Origin of the sequence: Adlercreutzia sp. ZJ154 (genome assembly GCF_011039055.1) — a bacterium.
In the GTDB taxonomy this organism is placed as follows: Bacteria; Actinomycetota; Coriobacteriia; order Coriobacteriales; family Eggerthellaceae; genus Adlercreutzia_A.
In genome coordinates this window covers 1-22,612 of sequence record NZ_JAAKEF010000020.1, presented here as the reverse complement: position 1 = coordinate 22,612, position 22,612 = coordinate 1, and the positions used below count along the sequence as shown (strand labels likewise).

27 protein-coding genes and 1 tRNA gene are annotated in these 22,612 nt (G+C 53.8%); 12 read left to right on the top strand and 16 right to left on the bottom strand.

The window, feature by feature from the left end:
• Window positions 1-71: 71 nt before the first annotated feature.
• From G7Y37_RS07875 to G7Y37_RS07860, 4 genes are all read right to left on the bottom strand, one after another.
• A complete protein-coding gene (locus G7Y37_RS07875) occupies window positions 72-1,442 on the bottom strand; it encodes a radical SAM/SPASM domain-containing protein (RefSeq protein ID WP_165062919.1) in 1,371 nt (456 codons plus the stop codon).
• Window positions 1,443-1,800: 358 nt separating this feature from the next.
• Complete coding sequence (locus G7Y37_RS07870; RefSeq protein WP_165062918.1) at window positions 1,801-2,427, bottom strand: SOS response-associated peptidase; 627 nt, start codon at window positions 2,425-2,427, stop codon at window positions 1,801-1,803.
• Between the two features lie 14 nt (window positions 2,428-2,441).
• Entirely contained in the window at window positions 2,442-2,675 is a 234-nt protein-coding gene (locus G7Y37_RS07865) for a hypothetical protein (protein WP_165062917.1), read from the bottom strand.
• A gap of 105 nt (window positions 2,676-2,780) precedes the next feature.
• The gene (locus tag G7Y37_RS07860) at window positions 2,781-3,677 is read right to left on the bottom strand and encodes a LysR family transcriptional regulator (protein WP_165062916.1); all 897 of its coding nucleotides are present in this window, start codon (window positions 3,675-3,677) and stop codon (window positions 2,781-2,783) included.
• 127 nt (window positions 3,678-3,804) lie between these two features.
• Here G7Y37_RS07860 and G7Y37_RS07855 point away from each other — a divergent pair, with 127 nt between their 5' ends.
• The 7 genes from G7Y37_RS07855 to G7Y37_RS07825 all read left to right on the top strand — a co-directional run bounded on the left by G7Y37_RS07855 (window position 3,805) and on the right by G7Y37_RS07825 (window position 8,516).
• Window positions 3,805-4,449 carry an SDR family oxidoreductase gene (locus G7Y37_RS07855; protein WP_165062915.1) on the top strand — a complete coding sequence of 215 codons (645 nt, stop codon included), beginning with the start codon at window positions 3,805-3,807 and terminating at the stop codon, window positions 4,447-4,449.
• A 33-nt stretch (window positions 4,450-4,482) separates the two neighbouring features.
• Window positions 4,483-4,932, top strand: coding sequence for a flavodoxin family protein (locus G7Y37_RS07850; protein WP_165062914.1), 450 nt, complete (start codon window positions 4,483-4,485; stop codon window positions 4,930-4,932).
• Window positions 4,929-5,738 (top strand): aldo/keto reductase, encoded by an 810-nt coding sequence (locus tag G7Y37_RS07845; protein WP_165062913.1) that lies wholly within the window; start codon window positions 4,929-4,931, stop codon window positions 5,736-5,738. Before G7Y37_RS07850 ends, G7Y37_RS07845 begins: the two co-directional genes overlap by 4 nt.
• Window positions 5,739-5,745: 7 nt before the next feature.
• Entirely contained in the window at window positions 5,746-6,948 is a 1,203-nt protein-coding gene (locus G7Y37_RS07840) for an MFS transporter (protein ID WP_165062912.1), read from the top strand.
• 119 nt (window positions 6,949-7,067) lie between these two features.
• The gene (locus G7Y37_RS07835) at window positions 7,068-7,430 is read left to right on the top strand and encodes a cyclophilin-like fold protein (protein WP_165062911.1); all 363 of its coding nucleotides are present in this window, start codon (window positions 7,068-7,070) and stop codon (window positions 7,428-7,430) included.
• A 3-nt stretch (window positions 7,431-7,433) separates the two neighbouring features.
• Window positions 7,434-7,955, top strand: a complete 522-nt coding sequence (locus G7Y37_RS07830; RefSeq protein WP_165062910.1) for a flavodoxin family protein — start codon at window positions 7,434-7,436, stop codon at window positions 7,953-7,955.
• A 36-nt stretch (window positions 7,956-7,991) separates the two neighbouring features.
• Window positions 7,992-8,516 carry a cyclophilin-like fold protein gene (locus G7Y37_RS07825; protein WP_165062909.1) on the top strand — a complete coding sequence of 175 codons (525 nt, stop codon included), beginning with the start codon at window positions 7,992-7,994 and terminating at the stop codon, window positions 8,514-8,516.
• Window positions 8,517-8,684: 168 nt separating this feature from the next.
• On the opposite strand, the gene G7Y37_RS07820 is transcribed toward G7Y37_RS07825, so the two are convergent.
• The 4 genes from G7Y37_RS07820 to G7Y37_RS07805 all read right to left on the bottom strand — a co-directional run bounded on the left by G7Y37_RS07820 (window position 8,685) and on the right by G7Y37_RS07805 (window position 12,200).
• On the bottom strand, window positions 8,685-9,383 hold the full coding sequence (locus tag G7Y37_RS07820) for a hypothetical protein (RefSeq protein WP_241156070.1): 699 nt from the start codon (window positions 9,381-9,383) through the stop codon (window positions 8,685-8,687).
• A 287-nt stretch (window positions 9,384-9,670) separates the two neighbouring features.
• Window positions 9,671-10,237: a hypothetical protein gene (locus G7Y37_RS07815; protein WP_165062908.1), complete on the bottom strand. Its 567-nt coding sequence runs from the start codon at window positions 10,235-10,237 to the stop codon at window positions 9,671-9,673.
• A gap of 89 nt (window positions 10,238-10,326) precedes the next feature.
• On the bottom strand, window positions 10,327-11,745 hold the full coding sequence (locus G7Y37_RS07810) for an ATP-binding protein (protein ID WP_165062907.1): 1,419 nt from the start codon (window positions 11,743-11,745) through the stop codon (window positions 10,327-10,329).
• Window positions 11,742-12,200 (bottom strand): helix-turn-helix domain-containing protein, encoded by a 459-nt coding sequence (locus tag G7Y37_RS07805; protein ID WP_165062906.1) that lies wholly within the window; start codon window positions 12,198-12,200, stop codon window positions 11,742-11,744. Before G7Y37_RS07805 ends, G7Y37_RS07810 begins: the two co-directional genes overlap by 4 nt.
• Here G7Y37_RS07805 and G7Y37_RS09275 point away from each other — a divergent pair.
• Both G7Y37_RS09275 and G7Y37_RS07795 read left to right on the top strand, forming a co-directional pair.
• A complete protein-coding gene (locus tag G7Y37_RS09275; RefSeq protein WP_370514612.1) occupies window positions 12,106-12,618 on the top strand; it encodes a YraN family protein in 513 nt (170 codons plus the stop codon). The two genes, G7Y37_RS07805 and G7Y37_RS09275, sit on opposite strands and share 95 nt — an antisense overlap.
• Before the next feature lie 95 nt (window positions 12,619-12,713).
• A complete protein-coding gene (locus G7Y37_RS07795) occupies window positions 12,714-13,013 on the top strand; it encodes a hypothetical protein (RefSeq protein WP_165062904.1) in 300 nt (99 codons plus the stop codon).
• A 71-nt stretch (window positions 13,014-13,084) separates the two neighbouring features.
• Here the strand turns inward: G7Y37_RS07795 and G7Y37_RS07790 are convergent.
• Both G7Y37_RS07790 and G7Y37_RS07785 read right to left on the bottom strand, forming a co-directional pair.
• A tRNA-Met gene (locus G7Y37_RS07790) sits at window positions 13,085-13,161 on the bottom strand.
• 66 nt (window positions 13,162-13,227) lie between these two features.
• A complete protein-coding gene (locus G7Y37_RS07785) occupies window positions 13,228-13,707 on the bottom strand; it encodes a universal stress protein (protein WP_165062903.1) in 480 nt (159 codons plus the stop codon).
• A gap of 261 nt (window positions 13,708-13,968) precedes the next feature.
• Here G7Y37_RS07785 and G7Y37_RS07780 point away from each other — a divergent pair, with 261 nt between their 5' ends.
• On the top strand, window positions 13,969-14,766 hold the full coding sequence (locus tag G7Y37_RS07780) for an amidohydrolase family protein (RefSeq protein WP_165062902.1): 798 nt from the start codon (window positions 13,969-13,971) through the stop codon (window positions 14,764-14,766).
• 5 nt (window positions 14,767-14,771) lie between these two features.
• Here the strand turns inward: G7Y37_RS07780 and rsgA are convergent, their stop codons facing one another.
• The 4 genes from rsgA to G7Y37_RS07760 are packed head-to-tail and all read right to left on the bottom strand — an operon-like array spanning window position 14,772 to window position 18,089.
• Window positions 14,772-15,797, bottom strand: a complete 1,026-nt coding sequence (rsgA, locus tag G7Y37_RS07775; protein WP_241156069.1) for a ribosome small subunit-dependent GTPase A — start codon at window positions 15,795-15,797, stop codon at window positions 14,772-14,774.
• Entirely contained in the window at window positions 15,781-16,410 is a 630-nt protein-coding gene (locus G7Y37_RS07770) for a hydrolase (protein ID WP_165062901.1), read from the bottom strand. Before G7Y37_RS07770 ends, rsgA begins: the two co-directional genes overlap by 17 nt.
• Complete coding sequence (locus G7Y37_RS07765; protein WP_165062900.1) at window positions 16,407-17,933, bottom strand: TrkH family potassium uptake protein; 1,527 nt, start codon at window positions 17,931-17,933, stop codon at window positions 16,407-16,409. The genes G7Y37_RS07770 and G7Y37_RS07765 overlap by 4 nt, the downstream gene beginning before the upstream one ends.
• A gap of 12 nt (window positions 17,934-17,945) precedes the next feature.
• Entirely contained in the window at window positions 17,946-18,089 is a 144-nt protein-coding gene (locus tag G7Y37_RS07760) for a hypothetical protein (protein ID WP_165062899.1), read from the bottom strand.
• A 290-nt stretch (window positions 18,090-18,379) separates the two neighbouring features.
• Between G7Y37_RS07760 and G7Y37_RS07755 the strand changes: the two genes are divergently transcribed.
• Window positions 18,380-18,694, top strand: coding sequence for a type II toxin-antitoxin system Phd/YefM family antitoxin (locus tag G7Y37_RS07755; protein ID WP_165062898.1), 315 nt, complete (start codon window positions 18,380-18,382; stop codon window positions 18,692-18,694).
• Window positions 18,681-18,995 (top strand): type II toxin-antitoxin system RelE/ParE family toxin, encoded by a 315-nt coding sequence (locus G7Y37_RS07750; RefSeq protein ID WP_165062897.1) that lies wholly within the window; start codon window positions 18,681-18,683, stop codon window positions 18,993-18,995. Before G7Y37_RS07755 ends, G7Y37_RS07750 begins: the two co-directional genes overlap by 14 nt.
• A gap of 162 nt (window positions 18,996-19,157) precedes the next feature.
• On the opposite strand, the gene G7Y37_RS07745 is transcribed toward G7Y37_RS07750, so the two are convergent.
• The gene (locus G7Y37_RS07745) at window positions 19,158-21,356 is read right to left on the bottom strand and encodes an FtsX-like permease family protein (RefSeq protein ID WP_165062896.1); all 2,199 of its coding nucleotides are present in this window, start codon (window positions 21,354-21,356) and stop codon (window positions 19,158-19,160) included.
• Window positions 21,346-22,125 carry an ABC transporter ATP-binding protein gene (locus tag G7Y37_RS07740; RefSeq protein WP_165062937.1) on the bottom strand — a complete coding sequence of 260 codons (780 nt, stop codon included), beginning with the start codon at window positions 22,123-22,125 and terminating at the stop codon, window positions 21,346-21,348. Before G7Y37_RS07740 ends, G7Y37_RS07745 begins: the two co-directional genes overlap by 11 nt.
• Between the last annotated feature and the right edge of the window lie 487 nt (window positions 22,126-22,612).

Genomic DNA, 22,612 nt, shown 5'->3' with positions numbered 1-22,612 from the left:
CTCTTGGTCATGCCTAAGAGCCCGTGCGCTTCGGCAGCCGCGCACGGGCGGGGTCGTTCGCGGGCGGGGTCTTATAGCGAGCGTCCTTCCGCTAGCAGGACAACGCCCGTCTCGTCGATCTCTATCGGTTCGATGGAAGCGACCCAGCCATAGAGATACTCGTTCGCGGTGTACTTCAGCGGATGGCATGGATGGTCTGCACACTGCTTTCGCTCCCACTCGCAGTTCCCCTTGCACAAGGGCAGCAGCGAGCATTCCGGACATGCCGGGTCATCAAAGGGATACGCCGGCGCCAATCCCGTCGGGATATCGGTCGCGTCGCCTATCGAATCAAGGTTGAAGGCCAGATGATCGGCCCTCCCCATGCGGCCATCGCACTTGTACACATCTCCCATCGCATCAATGGCATAGTAGCGTTCCTTCTGGCCACGGCAGAATAGCGGTATCGGCTGGAGCAGCGCGGCGAATTCGGCAAATGCGTGCCCTTCTTCGCAGAAGCGCTCGCATTGAAGGCGCGAAAATTCGCGATGGTCCATAAGCGAGAAGCGCGGCTCGCAGAATCGGCCGCGACCGAACGTGCCGTAGTAATCGTTCAACTTCGCGCGGATTGCGCTCATGCCGAACCGTTCTTGGAGCTGCGAATTCAGTTCGCTGAGGCACGAGTCGTTCACCTTGTCGGTGTTCATCAGCACCGTGACGCCGATGCCCTCGCCGAGCAAATTGCCGATGCCGTTGAGAACGGCCTCGTACGAATTGCCGCCATTTCTCATGGGACGCCGCCCGTTATGCACAGCCTCCGGGCCGTCGACGGTGACGAGGGCCTCGGTCACGCGGCTCCGTCCCAGCATGGCGGCTTCCTCAGCACCGATGCGCGTCGCGTTCGACACCATGTTCGCGCTGAATCCGAGACTGCGCTCCTCGCAGAAGCGCATGAGCCCGGCCGAAATAGCATCTATCGCATCGGGCATGAGCATGGGCTCGCCGCCGTACCATTGGACCTCGATGCTCTCGTACGGCTCCGCTTCGAAGGCCAGCCTTGCGAAGTCGACGATCTTCTTCTGCATCGACCGGTCCATCCTCTTGCCCGAAGAGCTGCGCCCCTCTTCGTAGCAGTAGGGGCAAGCGAGATTGCAAGTGTAGGTCGGTACTATGCAGAGCGAGAGCGCCGAGGAATCCTGCTGCAGCGCGCGGTGTTCCGCTTTCACTTCGGCGAGCTCGTCACAGGCGGCAGCGACGAGAAGCCCCGATCTTGCCAGCTGGGCTACAGCTCTCGCATCTATTCTCGCAAAGTCGCTTTCTTCGAGCAGCGCGCTCATCCCGAGAACGACCGCAATGCTCTCATCGACGAGCGCCAGCGCTCCTGTGCGAGTGTTGTAGATAATCGAGCCATCGCGGCTCTTTTGCGATGCGACGATGTTGTATCTGGAGGGCTTCAGTTCCATGGAGGCATTATATCTTTCGCGCAAGGGCTGAGCAAGGACACGTTATCGTCACAGCCTCACGCTCGTCTTTTCTGTTGATTGAAATCCGAGGCGCGCCCCCAGCCATTGCGCTTACTTATTCAATTAAGGGACAAGAGGGACTGATTGCTTGAAGCCTAAATTGTCAAACCCATCCGACTACGGTTGTTTCTCTATCGAGCCTATCCGCGCTCTGAAGCTGAAGCTCGTTGAATCCCATGAGAGACCGCCCCTTGATCGTCAGGCATCATTGAAATCAGATTGAGAGTCGGCCACAAGGTGAAAACTGGGCTGGTCTAGCCCTCTTCGAGGTCTATGCCTTCTTTTTGATCCAGCAGCACTATTTCGCAGCATCAATCTCCAGCCTGACCGACGAGCGGTCCGCGAGCTCCTGGTAGTCCGGTCCCAGCCAGAGAGGCAGCTCCTCCCGGCGGACGACGAGCGGCATCCGGTGGTGTATCGGCGCCATATCGGCGTTCGCCTCGGTCGTGACCATGGAGAACCGGTCGCCCTTCCATGTGCAGCCTATGAGTATCACGTCCTCGCCCGGCACCCTGAACTCGTACTGCCGCTTTATCGGCCTTCCCGTCTTCGGAGATACAAAAGTCTCGTCCCTGTGCGTCTCGTAGAACGACGCGACGGGGATGATGCATCTCCTGTGCTCCATGGAGTCGCGCCAAGTCGGCTTCATCGCGCTCTCGATGCGGGTATTGAAGATGACGCCGGACCTCCACGGCTCCTCGAAGCCCCAGCCCATCTCGCGGGCGGACAGGCTGCCCTCTTGCAGCTTCGCAATGCCGACGGCGGTGTCGAACTGCGGAACGATGAGCGGAGCCGCGGAGTTGGGGTATGCCTGGATCCTGCGCGCCGGCCAGTCCGGCTCGAAGTTGAACGCGGCGTCCAGCTCGATCTCCTTTACGATCTCAAGCACCTCGTCGAATGTGAATATGACGCATCGCCCGCACATGGCTCCGTCCTTGCTCAGCAGATATGCTCGTCTGTGATTTTCTCCTCCACGAACCATCGCAGATCCTCGTGATGGAGGAACGTTTCCCTGCCGTTGATGACGACGGTGTAGCAGACCCCGTCGCCACCTACGCGCTTGGAAGAGCGGCGACAGACCGGGACCGCCTTCTCGATCGGATAGGTCTCCCCGCTCCACCACTGCACCGACATGGGACGCGTCCTGCCGTCCTCGTCGATGCGCTCCGTCACGCAGCCAGATTTCTTCGCCTACAGGTCAAATTCGCCTCGTAGCTCTGAACGGGGCTTTTGGAAAAGAGTTTCATTCCGCAAGAGAATAGATTAATGCAGATCGCGTCACGATGCCAGGCAAACACTGGCTATCTCGTTGACGAAGTCGCGTATCACAGCAGCGGGGTCTTTTGAATAGATCAGGCCATAGGGCACCCGATAGCTCCACTCCATGGGTAGCGAGACGAAGCCGGGATGCACGCCCTCCCACGCATCGAGTGTCTCCATGAGCATGGACTTCCTCTCGCATTCGTTGAAGGTCTCGATGCTGTAGAAGCGCGGGGTGTCTTCAATATTGATGTTCGAATAGTCTCTCTCGATCTCGCTTCGGAGAGAGTCCATCACCGGCGAGGCCCCCTTCTGGACCAGCATGATCGATTGCCCTTCGAGGTCGCTCCATGTCAAGGATCGCCTCTGCGCAAGTGGATGGCTTCTTGGAACCGCCACTTCGCATTCATAGAAACCGAGCTTCAAGACGCCGCATGTCCTATGCCAGGCGGGCGCATCGCATGGCCCGAGGAAACAATCGATATGCGACCCCAATTGGGAAACCACCGCGTCAAGCTCCGTGTCGTCGTCAAAGGGAACGACCTCTATGCCGAACTCGCTGTGCCGCCCTATGCGTGACCACACTTCGAGAAGCCTTGAGCAGGGGCGCAGAAGCGATGTACCTACCCTTATCGTCCTCTTCTCCGCCTCGCCCAGCGCCTTTATCTCGCTGGAGGTGGAACCAGAGATCTCGTTCATCCTCAGCGCGCCCTCAAGCAGGATGCGCCCCGCTTCCGTCAGGCTAACGCCGCGATTGGTTCTGGCGAGAAGCTTGGTCGCTAATTCTGCTTCAAGCGAATCCATCTGCTTTTTGACGGAAACCGCTGACAAGAAAAGAACATCAGCGGCCTTAGAGAAACTGCCAGCCTCTGCAACAGCGAGGAAAGTTACTATGCGAGCATCGAGCAAACCCATGGACGAATCCTTTCTGAATTAACCACAAGTTAACACGCATTAGTTAATTGAACCATTCCGGGATTCATCGGTAAAGCCTAGAGTTAACGGCATCAGATCAATCTCTGGCGCGAAAGGAAGGCAGAGCATGAGCAAGAAGGTCGTAGTTATCGGAGCAGGCCCCGGTCTCGGCAACGCAGTTGCAAGGAAGTTCGGCAAGGAGGGCTATGAGGTCGCGCTGGTTTCGAGGAACCAGGGTAATCTTGACGCTTACAAGAAAGAGTTCGAAGAGCAAGGCATCGTGACGACTGTCTACGTTGCCGATGTGTCGGACATCCCCGAGTTGGACAAGACGATCGAGGACATCCAAGCGGATCACGGCGATCCCGATGTGATCATCTACAACGTCGGAATCACATCTGTTGACGAGGATCCCCTGACCGCCGAAGACGTCAAGCTCCACTTTGCGGCAGATGTCGTTGGCGCATATGAGACCATACAGAAGTTCTCAACACCAGGCTTCGCCGAGAGGCGCGGCTCCATCATCCTGACAGGCGGCATCTTGGCCGAGTCTCCCTATCCCGGTTACGTCGCCCTCTCTATGGACAAGGCGGCCCTGAGAAACCTCGCGCTTGAAAAGAACCAGGAACTTGCCGATAGCGGCATCTTCGTCGGCACGGTAATGGTATGCGGGACCATCGGCGGCAACGAGCATTTCGACCCGGACAACATCGCCGAATCGTATTGGAAGCTGAACGAGACCAGGAACGCATTCGAGGTCAAATTCGAGTAGACGATCGACAGGCATCTGAAAGCAGGAATGAACATGAGCACGCTATTCATCAACGGAAGTCCCAACAAGAGAGGAAACACCGCGCAGCTGGCGGATGCGCTCATGGAAGGGCGACCCTACGATACGCTCGATCTGGTCGATTACAAGATCTACGCCTACGGCCAGCACTTCGATGACGATCAACTGGACGAGGTACTTGCCGCGATGGACGGCGCGGACACCGTCGTCATCGGGTCGCCGGTCTACTGGCACAACCTGAGCGGAGCGGTGCGAAACCTGCTCGACCGCCTCTACGGCGCGATCGACCATGGACGCTTCAGGGGAAAGCGCCTCGCGCTCCTCTTCCAGGGCGCGGCGCCGGCGCCCTGGATGATAGAGGCCGGAGAGTACTCCATAAAGAAGTTCTGCGAACTGTATGGCCTTGCCTATGTCGGCATGGCCACAACCAGGCGCGAGGCAGAGAAGCTCGGGGGCTCGCTATGACACCGCCGGCCACGCCTTCAATAGAGCTCGTCAACGGCACTGCCATGCCGATGGTGGGATATGGCACGTACCGCACCTCTTCAGCGAAGACCGAATACGCCGTGCGCGAGGCGCTTGAAATCGGATACCGCTCGATCGATACCGCCCAGTGCTACGGCAACGAGGACGGGGTCGGCAGGGCGCTTGCGGCTTCGGAGCTTCCTCGCGAAGAGGTCTTCCTCACCACGAAGACCTGGACGAACGGCTATTCAGATACGAAGCGCTCCATCGATCGCAGCCTCTCCGATCTTCGAACAGACTATGTTGACCTGCTTCTCGTCCATGAGCCTACAGGGGACATCCCCGGGATCTACGCCGCTCTCGAAGAAGCGTTGCAGGAAGGAAAAGCGCGCGGCATCGGCGTATCCAACTTCATTGGAGACGTGCTCGACGATCTATTGAAGAGCGCCCGTGTGAAGCCCATGGTCAACCAAGTGGAGACCCACCCCTATCGTCAGCAGGTCGAGCTGCAGAAGCGATGCTTCAATGACGGGATAATCATGGAATCATGGTCGCCGCTCGTGGCCGGGAGCAGGTCGCTTCTTCGAGACGAAGTGATAGGCCGCATCGCTCAGGTCCATGAAAAGAGCCCGGCACAGGTGGTATTGCGCTGGCTCGTTCAGCGCGGCATCCCCGTCATCCCCAAGACCCTGAACGCCGAACACATGAGGGCCAACCTCGCTATCTTCGACTTCGCCTTAACGAAAGGCGAGATGGCTGAGGTCGCCAGGCTCGACACGGGTCAGAGCCAATTCGGATGGTGGTAGGCACCACATGAGGGACATCGGCAAAATGAAGGCTGAAACTGCACCCGGGTTCAAGTTGACCGGACCCTTGGTCGCGCTACTGACGATCGCATCGGGCTTGGCCATAGGCAACCTCTATTGGGCACAACCCCTGCTCGTGCAGATCGCAGGAGAGCTCGACATCGCTGTTGCCGACAGCGGCCTGCTCATCACGTCAACGCAGGTCGGCTACGCTCTGGGCATCCTGCTCATCGTTCCCCTGGGAGACATATGCCCCAGGCGAAAGCTGATCGCGATCGTGATGCTTCTCGCTGCGCTTTCCCTGGTTGCGTGCGCTATCGCACCGAGCTTCCTGCTTTTGGCATTCGCGCTCTCCGCCCTTGGCATCACCACGGTATCGGGGCAGATCATCGTGCCGATGACGCGCGACCTCGCTGATCCATCGCAGCAGGGCAAAGCAGTCGGCACAGTTGCCGCGGGCATCACGATCGGTATCCTCGCCGCACGTACTGTGAGCGGGCTTGTGGCCGACCTCCTCGGTTGGCGCGCTATCTATGCCCTGGCGGCGGGTTTGAACCTCGCGCTTATGGCTGTGATCTGGAGGTGCCTGCCGAGGCTTGCGCCCAAGGAGCATGTTCCTTACGGGAGGCTCATCGGAGACGTGTTCGCGTCGATCTCGCGCTACCGTGCGCTCAAATGGATCCTCCTCACCAACGGCCTCGTGTTCGGCGTGGTGTTCAACCTTTTCTGGAACGCCGTGACCTTCCGGCTCGGAGGCGCGCCCTTCGACTTCACCACCTTTCAGATCGGCCTCGTGAGCTTAGCCGGGGTGACCGGTGCCGCAGGCTCGGTCGGCGTTGGAAAGCTGCAGGATAAGGGGCTCGGCATCCCTGCCGTAGGCGCGTTCATAGCCCTCTCGCTCGCGAGCATGCTCCTGGCGCTTTTCGCGGGCAGTTCCGTCGCGATCGTCGTTGTTGCTGCAGCGCTTTACTCCCTCGGCGTGCAGGGCGTGGGCACGTTGAACCAGCTTCGCGTCATGGCCCTCGACCCCGCCAAGAGCAGCCGTCTCAACACCGTCTTCGTCTTCAACAACTTCGTGTTCAGCGCCCTTGGCAGCGCGGCCTCAGGACTGATCTGGGCGCAGGCAGGGTGGAGCGGGATCTGCATGGCGGCCTTAGCTGCGCTGTCTGTCTCCTTCGCCGGCTGGCTTACAAGCCGGAAAATGAGCTAGACTACATCGACTACTACCTCATTCACGACACCCAGACCGTGTTCTACGAGAGCGAGCTGGTGAACAAGGCTGCCGATTGGCTGATAGGCAAGTTGTTCTTCTAGGAAAGGAACTGAGAGATGAAGGTCCAATTGGAATTCGGGGATACCAAAGCCGTTTTCGCGACCCTAAACAACACCGAAACCGCCAAGGCGTTCGCAGAGGCGCTTCCCGTAACGTTGCACGTCGGCTCTTCTGGCATGGACTTCTGCGGGCAGATCGGCATGAGACTGCCCTATACGGAGTCGCAGGTTCACAACGGCTGGAAGAACGGACAGTTGAACTACAACCCGGAAGGCGGTTGGCTCGCTGTGTTCTATGGCGGCGAGGAGCAGTCGTCTGCCTATGGAGACCAAGTGGTAATGGGCCAACTGGATGACGGCGAGATAGAGAAGCTTCGCCAACTCGGCAGCTCCTATGACCTGACAATAAAGGCGGTGTAGCAGATGAAGATATTGGTTTTGCAAGGTAGCGCACGGAAGAACGGACGAACCTCAGCTTTGGCTCGCGCCTTCGCCAAGGGTGCTACTTCGGCAGGTCATGACGTGACCGTTATGGACGTGGCGAATATGAACATCCACGGATGTACCGGATGTGAATGGTGCCACACCAAAGGAAACGGCGAGTGTGTCCAGAAAGACGACATGGCGCGAATCTACCCGCTCTACGATTCGGCAGACATGATAGTGATTGCAAGCCCCATATACTACGGCTCGCTCACCGGCCAGATGCACTGCGCTATCCACAGGACCTATTCGCTTGGCAAACCTGCGGGCTGCAAGAAGATGGCGCTTATCCTCGACTCGGGCGCAAATGGTGTATACGATGCCGCCGAGAAGGTCTACCATGGCTTCTTGCAAGGGTGGTACGGGGTTGAAGACTGCGGCGTGTTCGAATATGCCGGACCACGCGCGTCATCGCCTGAGAGTCTAGCAGAGCTTGAGGCGTTCGGTGCCAATCTAAGATAGGAGAAGCGAGTGGCCAAAAGATGCATGGCGCTCCTGATGGCTTCACTCGTGCTGTCCGGCACGCTTGTTTCGGGCTGCGCGGGAGCATCGAGCGATAGTGCCGAGTTCTCAAGTCCGGCAACTGAGGAGAGCACATCGCAAAGCAAGCCTGAATCGACGGCAGACGATAATAATGAGGAGGAACCAATGAGCCGCGATGCCGCCAGGGCTTCACGGGTAAGCGCCACCCTGAACGGCACAGAGTTCATCATCGACCTAGCGGATAACCCGACCGCGAAGGCGTTTGCATCAACACTTCCAATGGAATGCGAGCTGAGCGAGCTCAACGGCAACGAGAAGTACGTATTGCTCGACGAGGCGCTCCCGTCTGACCCGACGAATCCTGGCACCATCGAGGCGGGTGATGTGATGCTTTATCAGAATGCTTACATTGTCGTGTTCTACGAGACACATGCCGCTGACTACGCCTATTCCAGAATCGGGAGGATTGAGAACCCAAATGGCTTGAGCGCGGCCGTGGGTACGGGGTCTGTTAGGACGTCGTTTACGCTACTTCAATGATCCGATAACAACTGAGATGCGTTTGATATTGAAAAAAGTGAAGGGCTATGCTTGGTTGCTCGCAGTTGAGGGGCAACGCGAACGGCTCCGCCGCGAACTTTGTTATTGATGTTCCAAGAATAGCCGCCGTCATGATCGTAGCGCTCCACGTAGGAAACCCCACTCATGTCAACGCCGTTGCACTTCCCGGTGCCGAATCCTACGACGGGATACGTCTTCCGACTCTGACGAAGGCATCCGGATAGAAGTACTCTTCTCGAGGGAGCCAACAGACGAAGAGCCTTCATGATCCCGTCCTAGCTCAGCAGATATGCCCCTCTGTGATTTTCTCCTCCACAAACCAGCGCGGGTCCTCGTGGTAGAGGAGCGTTTCCCTGCCGTTGATGACGACGGCGTAGCAGACCCCGTCGCCTCCCACGCGCTTGGAGGAGCGGCGGCAGACCGAGACCACCTTCTCGATCGGATAGGTCGCCCGTCCCACCACTGCACCGACATGGGGCGAGTCCTGCCGTCCTCGTCGATGCGCACCGTCACGTCCATCCAGGACTCGTCGAGCCCGAACGGCTCCACCTGGTTGGTGTATTCGTAGCAGATCATGCGGGCGAGCGTCGAGTACCTCTTGTACGCGGCATAGTCGGGCGGCACCACGATGAGCTCCGGGCACTTCTGCCTAGCCTGCCATATCGCCTCTGCGGTCTTCACGCCGCACGCCTTCGCCTCGCGCGACTTCGCGAGGATGATGCCGCTGCGACGCTCCGGGTCTCCGACCACGGCCACCGGCCTGCCCCTGAGTGCAGGGTCGAGGTGCTGGACCACAGACGCGTAGAAGGCGTTCATGTCGATGTGCATCACGGCGCGCTCGCGCAAGGGGGTCACCTCCTCGGTATAGGTACATTTGTTCGACTGTGAGACATCCAATGATGAACTCGCTCGCCTAATCCGTCAATCGAACAGACTGTGGATTTTTCGAGTCGGGTGGCGCTCGTCGCATTCCGGGGAAACGCGATGCCGAACCAGCATCATTCGAGCGCTCTGAGACGGGATGCCCACGCTCCTGGCTCGTAGGCGCAGGCTTCGGAGATGGTGGCGAGCTATGTATGAGGCAGCCTCATGCCCACTGGGACAATTTGTCCCAGTTGCCTCGGAGCTTTATGTTAGATTCGAATTATCTCCTCTGGCTTGGAGATGCTCAGCGACTTTAGCTTTCGTCTCGCTTCTTCGCGCAGCGTCAAAGCTAGATTAAAAACGTACTCGTCCTGAAATGCGTAGCTCGTGAGCTCGTAGCAGTATCGGATTATCGGGAACGCATCCCTATTTTCATGCAGCTGCAGCATGAATTCGTCGCGATCGCGAGTATGGGTTCCTGGGCCCATGGGAAAGCTGCTCAAAACCGACTCTCTTGAATCGGCTTCGATTTTTGCGAATAACTCGTCCAGCTTATGCAGTTTTCCAGGCGTTTCGCACTGAGACAGCAATAGGGTTTTGAGGAACAGCTCACACGAGAATGATGCGTTGGCAAAAGCAGCTGAGCAGAAGACGTCTTCCAATCTTCCGAGGAGCATTGGAAGGCAGACGGTACGCAAGAACGAATCGGCGCTGTCAAAACAAGAGGACGCAGCCCTATGATAGTCCTCTTCCGTCTCCAGCTGCCTTTTCAGTTCCTTGGCGGTCTTGTTGAGGTCAAAATAGCCAAGCGGCTTCGAGTCGCACGTATCGTTCAAGGGTTCACCTCTTCGCGGTCTTATAGCTCCTGCTCACGCTAGGCCAGCTGATATGCGTAGCTTGTTGCAACCAAGCATTTATCTAAGCCCTATTGTTCTTTGGACTCTACGACGATCCATCTACCCGCCTTGTCTGAACCTTCTCGGAGTAGCTTTCCGTTGTCCTGCAGTTCCTTCAAAGCACGCCTTACCGTTCTGACGCTCGCTGCGGTTGTTTCAGCGATTTCTTCTGCCGTGATGCCCGAGTCACGCGCAATTAGCTCCAGTATCTTTGCGTTTCTTGAATCCTTGCCCCTTAGCGGCGTTTGAGGATTCTTTACCGTGACATTTACCGTGTCATTTACCGTGACATCTGGCACTGTATCTCCTGGCGATACTTGTGCAAATGCATCGTTTCTGTGGAAAACCAGCTTGGTCCCGCTTGGAACCCGCACGTATTCGACCCTGATGTTGGCGGCATCGCACGATTCCTTGATCCTCTTGATGCCGGTCCCGTATGCCTCTATGTCACCCGACCGGTACAGCGTCCTGGAAATAAGAGGGTTGCGGCTGATGGACGAGCTGTCCTCACCGGAGAGATGACGGTCGGGATCCTGCCCCTCGATGAACCATCCCGGGCTCGTGATCTCAACCGCATCGCTGTAGATGTCCACGACTACCGCATCATAGGTCTGCCAATCGCGATGCGCGAAGGCATTCATCAGCGCCTCACGGATCGCAGCCCTCGGAATCTCGAAATACACGGGGCTGGGCCCGCCCGTGGATGTGTCGACGCGGTTCCGGATATTCGAGATGATGTAGTACTCGCCCTTGTCGATGAGATCGAAGAAGATGCCCGCCTCCTGCTTGAGGTCGAGGATGTCCGTCCTCGCATGGCTTGCGAGAATCCCCATCTTAATTCCCGTGTAGATCGAGGGGCAGAACAGAACGGCTGCCGCATTGCGCAGGTTGTCTCCCTCCAGCAGGCCGAGGCGCTCAAGCACCTCCTTGGCATTCGTGTAGGGAAATGGGATCCTGCCCTCCTTCTGCCCGCGCTCTACAAACTTGCGAAGAGTGTCCTCGTCTGCGTCATCGACGGTCTTGTCCGATATGCGCCCATCCCAAGGATTCACACGATTCTCGGCTTCCTTGAAATGATGGCGAAGCTGACTCGGAGACATGATGACGTCCTCGTCTGCCCTGCGGATGCGGTACTTCCCGTTGCATGCATACGGCCCATCGTCCCCGAAGAAGGCCACCTTCACGTAATCCTTACCATCAGGTGTCTTCTCGTGGGCGACTATCGGGTAGATGGCAGGGTCTATCGAGTTGCCGATCGCCTGGCTTATCTTGCGCAGGGTTGATTCCGACACGTCCTGCCCGCACACCTCGCCATCTGGATTGACACCGAAGTACAAGATCCCTTTGCCGTGCTTGTTCAGGATGGCAGCGATCGAATCCATGCCTTCCTTCAGCTCGGAGGTCGTCTTCTTGAACTCCGTGTACTCGTCCTCGTGTCCCAGGTTCATCGCATCTCACCTGCCTCGTCTTCGTCTATCCCGCCGAAATCGCCTCGCCAGAGGGCGTATTCGACCTGCGATATGTCGCCGCCCTTGAGCGCCTTGCGCTGCTCGCTCCACTTCTCCAGCGCCATGGCCATCTTCAGCGCATGCGGCGCGTTCGGGTCCACGACGATGACGACGCCGTTCTTGGTCTTCGCAGGCTCTATGCCGAAACCGGCCTCCTCCATCGTGATGAGCGCATCCAGCACGTCGGCAACCGTTTCGAGACCGCGGTCCCTAAGCGATTCCGGCAGGATCCCGAGCGCGCCTGCGATGCCCGCGATCGTTGCCTCGTCAGGCGTGCGGTCACCCTTCTCGTAGTTCGCGATGGCGCTCTTCGTCTTGCCTATGGCATCGGCGAGCTGCTGCTGGGTCATCCCCGCTGTCTTCCGCGCCTTGCGTATCCGCTCGCCCGTGCCCAAGATCGCATCCTCTCGCCTCGCTTTTCTGCCTGTCCCTATTATCGCGCATTGTTCACGATTCCGTGCATCCACACCCACGGACGGCGAGCAGATCGACATCGTGGCCGAGAACGGGGACGCGCTCGTGTTCATCGACGTGAAGGCGCGCCGCGACGTCGGCAAAGGCTTTCCGAGCGAGAGCATGACCAAGCGCACGCGCGAGAGGCGCGAGAAGGCCGCCATACAATGGCTCAGAAGCGAAGGGATGGGCTATCGCGACCGACCGGTTCGCTTCGACAGCGTCTCGCTCCTGATGCTGGCGACCGACCGAGCCCTCATAAGGCACACCATAAACGCAATGGGTTGCGATTCATGCGCTCCGGCCGGGTGCGAGCCCGAGCCCGCGCCGGAACCCGAACTGGCCTGTGCGACCGCATAGCGACCTTCCGGTCGCATACGGCGTGGAGACTCCCTGGTGCTGGCCGGGGAGGCTTATTTCGATAAGTTCACAATATCGTGAATTTATGGTGTATAATGGGAACGTATTACAAAGACGGCATGCGAGCCGCTTCCACACTTTCAGGCAAGCATGCCACAAGCAAAGGATGCGCAATGGGAACCATAGCCATCAGCAACTACAAAGGAGGCGCCACAGCGAAGCGTTGCTATCGCCAGGGCGAAACCATGTTGACGATGCTTTCGTCAGGGCGACACCAACTGTGGAGAAATACCGGTATTCGCGGTTTTGTCCGAATGGTCTACAATGCCTTTGGTGCCAACTTGGTGCCAAGGCTGGTGCCAACTTGGTGCCAAGGCGATTCAGGGCATGTTTGAACGATGGGTGCTTTGACAAAGAAAAAGCAGGTCGGACAACCTTTTCGGATTATCCGACCTGCTGGTCAGTTTGGTCGCGGGGGCAGGATTTGAACCTACGACCTCCGGGTTATGAGCCCGGCGAGCTACCAGACTGCTCCACCCCGCATCGTTATGCCTTTATTGGCGAATCTCTATTCTACACCTATTGCTAAAAAATGCAAAACATACCTTACTATTTTACAGTAACCACAGGACAATTCGCCTCATGCAGCACCGCATAACTTACGCTGCCTAACATGCTGCGCAGCGCGCCTAGTCCGCGTCTACCCATAACTATCATGTCAATCTCATTGTCTTCCGCATATTCGCAAATACCCATTGCTGGCTTGCTAGCAGCCACAACATCTATCGTAACTTCGCACTTCAAATCGTCCAGCTGATCATCAAGCTGCTCTTCCACACTTTTTGCAGTATTGTTCTTAGCATTCGCTAGCAGCGCCTCGTATGTTTCCATGTCGGGAAAAATCTGCTGTACACTGCCAATTGGCTCTATGGGTGACTCAACACCAACACCTACCGCCCCCAGCGGAATAACCGCAAGTATATGCATAACTGCATCGGGCATATCGCCAATCATATTCTTCGCCACATTAAGCGCTCCTTGCGACGGTTCGGATCCATCATAGGCAACCAGCAGATTCTTATACATCATTGAAGTCTCCTCACACAACAGTTCATACGTCGCACTAATTAACCTAATTAACCTAATTAACCTAATTAGCCCAATTAGCCCATCACGCATCACGACGCAAATCTAACAAATCAATGTTACCTCAACACAACACCAATAAACTGCCAAATAAAAGCCTGAAAGCAAACCGTTCCCAAATGCCATGCGGCAAAATCCACCAAGTATCAAGCAATATAAAGTAGAATCAAAAAAACCTGCCAACATAAACAAAGCGAGAATTACATGCCTGTAATAGATTGTCATTGTCATATATACCCCGCCAAGATAGCCGATCGCGCCGTGGAAGGAGTTGGCAACTTCTACAACATACACATGGATGCGTGCGGCGGAACATCGCAGGCGCTAATTGCCGACAGCGCGCCTGCGCCAATAACTCACCATGTGGTACATTCGGTAGCCACGCGCCCCGAACAAGTACGCAGTATTAACGACTTTATCGCTCAAGAATGCGCCGCAAACCCGCACCTTATCGGCTTTATGACATTGCATCAAGATATGGAAGATCCGCTGACGGAAATAGAGCGCGCCTGCGCAATGGGGCTTGTTGGCGTAAAACTTCACCCCGACACACAGCGCGTGAACATGGACGATGCGCGCCTAATGCGTATATACGAAGCTATCGAAGGTCGGCTGCCGCTAATAATGCACTGTGGCGATTACCGCTACGACTTCAGCCATCCACGCCGTATGCGAAAAATTCTAGACACATTTCCGAATTTAGTGGTGAACGCCGCGCATTTTGGCGGCTGGTCTATTTTTGATGTAGCCGTAGAATACATGGAAGATGCGCGCTGTTTCATGGACGTATCTAGCAGCATGAAATTTTTGGGGAACAGGCGCACCACAGAACTAATTCAGCTTTATGGCACCGATCGCATAATGTTTGGCAGCGATTTTCCCATGTGGAACCCGGCGGATGAATACCAGCGCTTCACATCGCTTCCGTTTTCGCCCGCCGAATTCGAGAATATGACATGGCACAATGCCGAAAAATTTCTAGGACGCAGCATTAGCGATTAGCAGCATTAGCGATTAGCTTTACGGCTGCGCTTGCCGGGCGCTTTCTCGCGTGCCCGCCACCGCGCCTCTTCGCGACGCTGCTGCACATCTGCCGTTTCTTGGCGCAGCTGCATATACGTATTGAAGCGCTCCTGCACCAAACTGCCCGACTCTACCGCCAAGCGCACAGCACAACCGGGCTCGCGCCCATGTTTGCAGTCGCGAAAACGACAGCTTGCAGCCAACTCTTCTATATCGGCGAAAGCTGCATCTATGCCTGCGTCTGCCTCCCAAAGCCCCAAGCCGCGAACCCCCGGCATATCCACTATACAGCCGCCATCTGGAATTGGGATTATTTCGCGATTCACAGTGGTGTGTCGCCCTTTTCCGTCAACTTCGCGAACATTTGCCGTGCGCCGCGTTTCTTCGCCGGTTAAAAAGTTAATTAGTGTAGACTTCCCAACACCAGAACGTCCTATCAATACTGCAGTAGTACCCTTAGGCACTAGCTGCCTTACCCGCTCAACCGATTCAGCATCGCCATCCGCCATAACCACAACAGGCACATCGGCTCCCACCAGCTCGTGCACCCGTTTGCGCACTTCGCGAACCGCCAGTTCGTCGTCTGCCAAATCTGCCTTAGTAAGCACTACGGCAACGCGCGCACCCGTTTCAAACGCCAAGACCAATTCGCGCTGAAGCCGCCGCATATTCACCTGCCCGACCGGCTGCGCTATTATCACTGTGTCGAAATTGGCAGCCAATACCTGAGGTATAGCACGCTCTGTAGGATCTTTACGTACAAGCTGTGTGCGGCGCTCAAGAATTTCCTGAATTACGCCAACATCGTGACCACGCGGCAGCAGCACTTGCACTTCATCGCCTATAACAGCCCGACTTTCGCCAGTCTTTACAAGCTCGGTAGAATGCTCGCAGCGCACATTATGCCCGCTTCGCAGCGCAACCAGCGGAAGCCCCCTATCAAGCTTTACCACCTGTCCCTGCACAATTTCGTCTGCCGCAGACATACCCACACTAACGCCTTCGCTCACTAAGATATCTATAAATGACGGTTAGCGCCGCGCCAATTACTATAAGAGCAAGCCCGGGCACAAAATGACTTGGATTGAATTGCGACTCGCTGATAGCGCCGCGCCCCACCAGCGCAACATGGTCGGCATGAATGCCAGTAAGACCCGTGTGTTGCGTGCAAGCCATAGTGAATGTACCGCGCACCTGCAATGTGGTTCCGCGCTTTCCATAAACTCCATAAGTATCTATTACGCGGGCAAGCGACCTTGGCATAAACACGTTTACCTCAGAATACGAGCCATCGTTAGCCTGAAGAGTTATCCAGCAATAATCGGGCTGTAAATCATCGGCAATACAATCGCCAACCACCTCACCTGTAACCTGTACAGTTTGCCCCTCCATGTACGAGTCGGCATTTTCCAAGTCGGCTATTGAAGCGTCGTAAATAAACGAACTGTCGGGAAGCTGCGTAGGGTTCATTAGATTTCGCGAATTTTCGGCACCCATATCGGATGCAATGCCACCAGCTTCGTCCGTTTTTACCTGCCGACCACAACCAGTAAGCGTGCCGCAAACAAGAACAGCCACAGCTAGCAGAGTGCATATAAACCGTACACGATTCGAATTTTTCATGCTGCACCCCTGCGTCTGCGGAATCTAGGCACAACACTAACAGCAACCTGCACCAACAATGCAAGCAACGCAATAAACTCCAAACGACCCACCCACATTTGGAAAATGTAGAATAACTCTAATGTCCACGGCATGCCCGGAGCCGCCACACCAGTGGTTATGCCGCCGTTCGATGTCATAGCAACCGATTCAAAAATGGCTTGCGTAGCTTCGTAGCCATGAGCAATACCCACCAATGTCCCAATCGCATACGTTGTTACATACAAAATAAAAACGGTCATAGCCTCTTTCACGGCATCCGGCGTTAAAATGCGCCGCCCCAAATGGCTGTACGACACCACCACGCGCGCACTGTCGGGCGCAATGGTTTCTTTAATGGTTGCCACTATCGATTTCGCAATTATTCCCACGCGATACAACTTTATACCGCCAGCCGTTGACCCAGCACTAGCGCCTACAGCCATAACAATGGCTATTGCCAGAAATGCACCCGAGGTAAAAACGCTTAACAGTTGGTTTGTGGTTACTACGGAAAATCCAGTGGTAGTCATAGCGGATATCAGCATAAATGTGCCGCGCCTAAGCATGGCAGATAAGTTCGAAAACAATGTGCTACCCGCAAGTGCCGCTGTAAGTACGCAAAGCATAACAGCTAGCCAGATTATTGTTGTACGCGTTTCTATGTCGCGGAAAAATGTTTTCGTGTCGCCTTTCCACACATCGGCGTAAATAACGAAACTGATAGAACCCATCAGCATAAGAATCATCATTACCACTTCTATGGAAAACGAGTGGTAATACATAATTGATTGCTGCATCGGGGTGAAACCGCCGGTTACAAAGCCCGAAATAGATGTCCAAAACGCATGCAACAGCGCACGAGCAGGCTCCATGCCATCAAGCAACATAAGCACGGTGACAACAATGGTGGCAACAATAATTACAATAGCGGTTATTTTGCTAATAAAGCGTGTGGTTTGCACTACGTTTGGCACCACATGTTCATTGCGACCTTCCGACCTGTAAAGCGCGCTGCCTATGCGCTTGCCAAATATCCCAAGCGAAAGCGCCACAACAATAAGCCCTAAACCGCCAAGCAAATGCATCATAAAGCGGAACATATTGTCTGCGTAAGATAGATGATCTAAATCGACAATTAGACTGGCGCCTGTTGTAGTTAGACCCGATACGCCGTCGAAAACCGCGTCTAAATATGTAGTGTAGTGCCCCGAGAAATAAAGCGGAATAGAGCAGAAAATTCCCAGCACAATCCACGCAAGACCCACAACCGCTATAGCTTGCTGACGGTTTAGGCGCCCCGGTTGAATGCGGCAGAAGCGCAATGCCGAACCTACTACCAACGCAATACCTATAGAGTAAAAGTAACGAGCCGCCGGATCCCATTCCTGAAACACCAACGCAGTAACAAGAGGCACCACCATTAACAATGCGGAAAATAACACCAACATTCCTAAGTAGTGTCCGACTGCTCGCAGGTCGTCAAATGTGAAACGCTGCCACATAGATGCGCTTAACTACCCTGCAGGAACAAGAACGCGAACTACAGCCATAAGAATCCAAAGCGCCACAATAAAACTAAAGAGCGCCAGAATAAGCATCCCCATACCGCGTAGGGCAGGCGCTGCTTTCTCACGTATGTCCGCAAAAGAATTATGCATGCGCACATTGTACCGCTGAACTTCCCATTAAGGTGAGACAACAGAGTGCGATTGTCAAATTCGCTCCTGTAATTTTTTACGTAATCTGCAAACCGCAAAATGGAACCAACTACTCTTTGCAAAAAAGGCGCACCATAAAGTATGAATGCATAGCCGTAGAACTGGAAAACAATAGCAAAAACTATTACCTCAGCAAATTATTGATGAACAAACCTATATATTGACATACTCAAGTCATAATTATATAATAATTCTATCATTATTATTACTTTTAACTGATAGGATTCTATATGCCATGCATTATTCCATCTACCGATCTTCGAAATAATTTCAGCGATATTGAAGAGCTGGCTAAAAAGACTCGCGAACCTATTTACCTTACGAAAAACGGTCGTGGAAGCCTTGTACTTATGGACATAAATGCATTTGAGGAATATCAAGATGCAAGGGCATATCGCCATTACATTGACACGGCACTTGCAGAAGCTAAAAGCAACAAACTTGACGGAAAATCGAAATACTACGATATAGAGTTTGCGTTCGAAAAACTCCTAGATGAAGAAGACCCCGAAACCTCATTAGGAGTACTAGATGCAACGGCGTAGAATTCTTTTATTAAGTGATGCAATTCGAGATATTCAGAAAATATACGATGACATTCTGTCTATTTCAAAATCAAAGACTGTTGCTCAAAATTATCTCAAGAAACTCAGGCATGAATTGCGCCATTTGGAATTTACTGCTGAAGCTTGCACTCATTATGTATTAGACGATGGAAGCAGTACGGACTATCGTTTTTGTCCAGCGTGCAACTATATTGCGTTTTTTCGTTTGACTGAAAACGCAATAGAAATCGATAGGATACTTTATAGTAGATCAGATTTCATACGTCACTTAGATTTATAGCAAACTAAGACAGATTCCGTAGAGTTTCGCAATAGATTAGTCAAACAACAATCAAATTGCTAATTCAATCCCAATGTACGCCGCATAGGCAGAATCGAGGAAGCAAAATGAAGGCTGTGCAGCTTCTGAATGAAGCTTCCCCGATTCTTATACATGAAGTGTCTACTTAGCGCCTTTCACCACATTGCGACTAGTTAGATACGTGACCAGCATGTACCCGCCATAAATAACCCCCACAAACGCAGCCGCCATAGCAATGGGTTCTACCACAGACACACCCAAAGCGTCGAACAACTGCACTGACATAACTCCAATAGCGCATGCGGAATGACACACTGCAACCACTAATGGAAGCAAGAAGTAAACGACCAGCTGCACCAAAAGCGAACGATTTATCATGCGCTGACTACATCCAATACGCGACAACATGCGATAGCGCGGCAGCGAATCGGTGGTTTGCGACAACTGCTGTACAGCCAAAATAGCCGCAGTAGAGATAAGGAAAACAAAGCCGATATATAGCGCCAAATAGGTTATCAGCATCTTCAGACCACCCGATTGAGTAATCATTTCATGCGCAGTTAGCACCCGCGTAACCGGCCACAGCAAACTTGCCCACTTATCATCGGCACCCGAAGTGCCTTTCTCGAAACCACCCATATCCTTCGGCTGCGTAGCCGCAATAATGTCGCCTAAAGCCTCATCGTTTTGCACTTCGCTTTTTCCGTTTTCGGCATACATTACGTTCAGCACCGACCTAGACGGAATAGCACCCTGCGACCGCAAGTTGTCAATCGCATAATCGGGCACAGCAATGGTAACCGCAGTAGCTTTTATAGCGTTGTCTTCAAGTTGAGTGTCCACCATGTCACCCACAAACGTTAGCTGCGTACCCATTGCGTCTATCGTAGGTCGCGCCTCCACAACCATTTCAGCAACGTCTTTAGAAATGTCCATGTTGTTCACCATGACACATTCATTGGCTTGAAGCTGCACAGGTGTCTGCCCTGTAAGCGCGCGTGCCGCATTTAAGTCGGAAAGCGAAATTACGAGCAAATTAGACTCTTTCAAAGTGGGCTGAATCTCGTTCAGCTTATCTAGCGCTTCAGACCCCACTTGCTCAAGAATGTTGCCATAAGTTGTACTGGGAAGAAAATAGAAATCTACCTGCGAGTTGTTAGCTATAGTTTCATCCCACAGCTGCGGCGCATTCTCGCGCAACGCCGCCGCCATATCCCAGTTGTACGCCACTCCGCTTTCGTAGCGCTCGGGCGCTTCTGCCTGCATAGCCTTAGCACGCGAATCGGGCGCCTCGGATGTATCGCGAATCGCCATCATAGTGTCTTCGCTATAAATTTCAGCACTTAACGTAGCGCTATATGGGTTCGCTTCTTCTATACCATCGGTAAATACATTCACCAAACCCATTCCTATGGAAAACACCGTAATCGAGAAAAACAGCATTACGCACACAGCCCAAAGCGACAAAAACGCTGTGTTCACGCGGCTTGCAATCTGCCGCACAGTAAACGGCACAAGTCCGCGCACATACACACCGCGCGCATGTGTAAGCACCGCAATAACAAACCCAGCAAGCGACCAAAACAGCATAAACGTTCCAATTAACATGCACACTGTAGCGCGTATAAAACGCGGGTCGTCCAGCATAACCATGCCGCTTTCAATCAGCTGCTGATACGCATACGCCAAAACACCAACAGAGACAATGAAAACAACAAGGCAAACCCACGGGTTGCGCACTGCCACTTTCTGATTTTTAGAATCGGCGTACAAAAGGTCAATAAGCTTGCACCTGTTAACCGAAAACGTATTGAATATGGCAACCACCACATAGATAACCACAAAGCTAACAATGGTTACGCCAAGCGCCTCGGGCGAAAAGACGAACTGATAGTTTTTAATGGTTGCGCCAAACAGCGAAGCCGTGAAAAACGACATAGCTTGCGAAAGCAGAAAGCCCACCACAAGACCAAGCACCAACGAAACCACGCCCACCATAATCGTTTCAATAAGCATAATTAGCGACATGTTTCGCGAACTCATGCCAAGCAGCATATAAGTGCCAAATTCGCGCTTCCGGCGTTTTATAAGAAAGCCATTCGAATACAGAATCAGAAATCCCAGCACACATGCGATAAGCCACGAAAACATGCCCATAAATACTTGCGTTGTTTCAAATTGGCGCACGTCGGCTTGCGATTCTAAGTCAAACATTACCTCTTGACTGCCAATGGAATTAAATGCGTAAAACACCGCAACGCCAAATAAAAGCGTTAGAAAATAGATAGTATAGTCGCGCACCGAATGACGAATGTTGCGCCAAGCCAGTTTAAGCAGCATGACCTACCTCGCCCCCAAGAAACGACACTACCTCCATAATGCGTGCGAAAAATTCCTCGCGCGACATTGCACCGCGGCGAATTTCGTTGAACAGACGCCCGTCCTTTATGAACAACACGCGATTTGTAAACGATGCCGCATACGAGTCGTGCGTAACCATCATTATTGTGGCACCCATCTGCACATTCATCATTTCCAAAGTTTCCAACAACACGGCGGCAGAGCGCGAATCAAGTGCACCCGTGGGCTCGTCAGCCAAGATCAGCTTCGGATCTCCCACTATTGCACGCGCCGCAGCCACACGCTGCTTCTGCCCGCCAGACATTTGATTGGGATACTTTTTCAGAACATCGGTCACACCCAGCGTTTGCGCTATTTCATGCACGCGGCGCGAAATTTCCGCAGGTGGCACATGCTTAATAGTAAGCGCCAGCGATATATTCTCTGTGCCATTCAGCGTATCAAGCAAGTTGAAATCTTGGAAAATGAAGCCCAATTCGTCGCGGCGGAATTTTGACAACGCCCGCTTCGACATAGTTGTTATGTCCTGACCATCCACCAAAATTTGCCCGCTAGTAACTTTGTCAATAGTGGACACGCAATTCAAAAGCGTGGTTTTTCCGCTGCCCGAAGCACCCATAATGCTTACAAATTCGCCTTTTTCCACGTCGAAACTAACGCCATCTAGCGCTTGTGTTATGGAATCGCGGCTTCCGTAAACCTTTTTCACCTGATGCACCGAAAGCGCCAAAGGCTGTTCGCGCTGCATCTGAGCATTCATTGAATGCGCGGGAGTTGCATATACTTCTGCCATGATTAACCTCAAGCTTTCACAAGACGCGGCGACTCATACACAACAAGTGCGCCTATCGTTATTAGTATCGCTAATGAAACAGCAACTTTTCCTGCAGTTGTCATAGTTTCCTCCTATCTGCTGCCGGATTAAATGCGCCGGCAAACTGCAGTTAGAACTATGCGCTTGCGCCTTTCAAGTTGCCATCGAAGCACCTTACATTCAGCTTACAAGAATGTAAGGGTGCGGACAGACCACCTTTAGCGCATTCTGGAGACTTATTTGGTCAAAACTTCCAGCTTTCCACACTCAAACACACCTAATAGCCCCCGTCGAGATCGTGTGCCGAAAGTTGGTGTCAGGAGCCACTTTGAGATAGAAGTGACCATTGCCTAGAATCGTTTTTGTGAAAGTAACCGATTCAGCAGAAAGGCAACGGCCACTATGGACACTTTACAGGATA

Coding starts and splice junctions, on each gene's coding strand:
- G7Y37_RS07875 (WP_165062919.1), bottom strand. CDS start 1,442: ATGGAACTGAAGCCCTCCAGATACAACATCGTCGCATCGCAAAAGAGC.
- G7Y37_RS07870 (WP_165062918.1), bottom strand. CDS start 2,427: ATGTGCGGGCGATGCGTCATATTCACATTCGACGAGGTGCTTGAGATC.
- G7Y37_RS07860 (WP_165062916.1), bottom strand. CDS start 3,677: ATGGGTTTGCTCGATGCTCGCATAGTAACTTTCCTCGCTGTTGCAGAG.
- G7Y37_RS07855 (WP_165062915.1), top strand. CDS start 3,805: ATGAGCAAGAAGGTCGTAGTTATCGGAGCAGGCCCCGGTCTCGGCAAC.
- G7Y37_RS07850 (WP_165062914.1), top strand. CDS start 4,483: ATGAGCACGCTATTCATCAACGGAAGTCCCAACAAGAGAGGAAACACC.
- G7Y37_RS07845 (WP_165062913.1), top strand. CDS start 4,929: ATGACACCGCCGGCCACGCCTTCAATAGAGCTCGTCAACGGCACTGCC.
- G7Y37_RS07840 (WP_165062912.1), top strand. CDS start 5,746: ATGAGGGACATCGGCAAAATGAAGGCTGAAACTGCACCCGGGTTCAAG.
- G7Y37_RS07835 (WP_165062911.1), top strand. CDS start 7,068: ATGAAGGTCCAATTGGAATTCGGGGATACCAAAGCCGTTTTCGCGACC.
- G7Y37_RS07830 (WP_165062910.1), top strand. CDS start 7,434: ATGAAGATATTGGTTTTGCAAGGTAGCGCACGGAAGAACGGACGAACC.
- G7Y37_RS07825 (WP_165062909.1), top strand. CDS start 7,992: ATGGCTTCACTCGTGCTGTCCGGCACGCTTGTTTCGGGCTGCGCGGGA.
- G7Y37_RS07810 (WP_165062907.1), bottom strand. CDS start 11,745: ATGAACCTGGGACACGAGGACGAGTACACGGAGTTCAAGAAGACGACC.
- G7Y37_RS09275 (WP_370514612.1), top strand. CDS start 12,106: ATGGCGCTCTTCGTCTTGCCTATGGCATCGGCGAGCTGCTGCTGGGTC.
- G7Y37_RS07795 (WP_165062904.1), top strand. CDS start 12,714: ATGGGAACGTATTACAAAGACGGCATGCGAGCCGCTTCCACACTTTCA.
- G7Y37_RS07785 (WP_165062903.1), bottom strand. CDS start 13,707: ATGATGTATAAGAATCTGCTGGTTGCCTATGATGGATCCGAACCGTCG.
- G7Y37_RS07780 (WP_165062902.1), top strand. CDS start 13,969: ATGCCTGTAATAGATTGTCATTGTCATATATACCCCGCCAAGATAGCC.
- G7Y37_RS07770 (WP_165062901.1), bottom strand. CDS start 16,410: ATGAAAAATTCGAATCGTGTACGGTTTATATGCACTCTGCTAGCTGTG.
- G7Y37_RS07765 (WP_165062900.1), bottom strand. CDS start 17,933: ATGTGGCAGCGTTTCACATTTGACGACCTGCGAGCAGTCGGACACTAC.
- G7Y37_RS07760 (WP_165062899.1), bottom strand. CDS start 18,089: ATGCATAATTCTTTTGCGGACATACGTGAGAAAGCAGCGCCTGCCCTA.
- G7Y37_RS07755 (WP_165062898.1), top strand. CDS start 18,380: ATGCCATGCATTATTCCATCTACCGATCTTCGAAATAATTTCAGCGAT.
- G7Y37_RS07750 (WP_165062897.1), top strand. CDS start 18,681: ATGCAACGGCGTAGAATTCTTTTATTAAGTGATGCAATTCGAGATATT.
- G7Y37_RS07745 (WP_165062896.1), bottom strand. CDS start 21,356: ATGCTGCTTAAACTGGCTTGGCGCAACATTCGTCATTCGGTGCGCGAC.
- G7Y37_RS07740 (WP_165062937.1), bottom strand. CDS start 22,125: ATGCAGCGCGAACAGCCTTTGGCGCTTTCGGTGCATCAGGTGAAAAAG.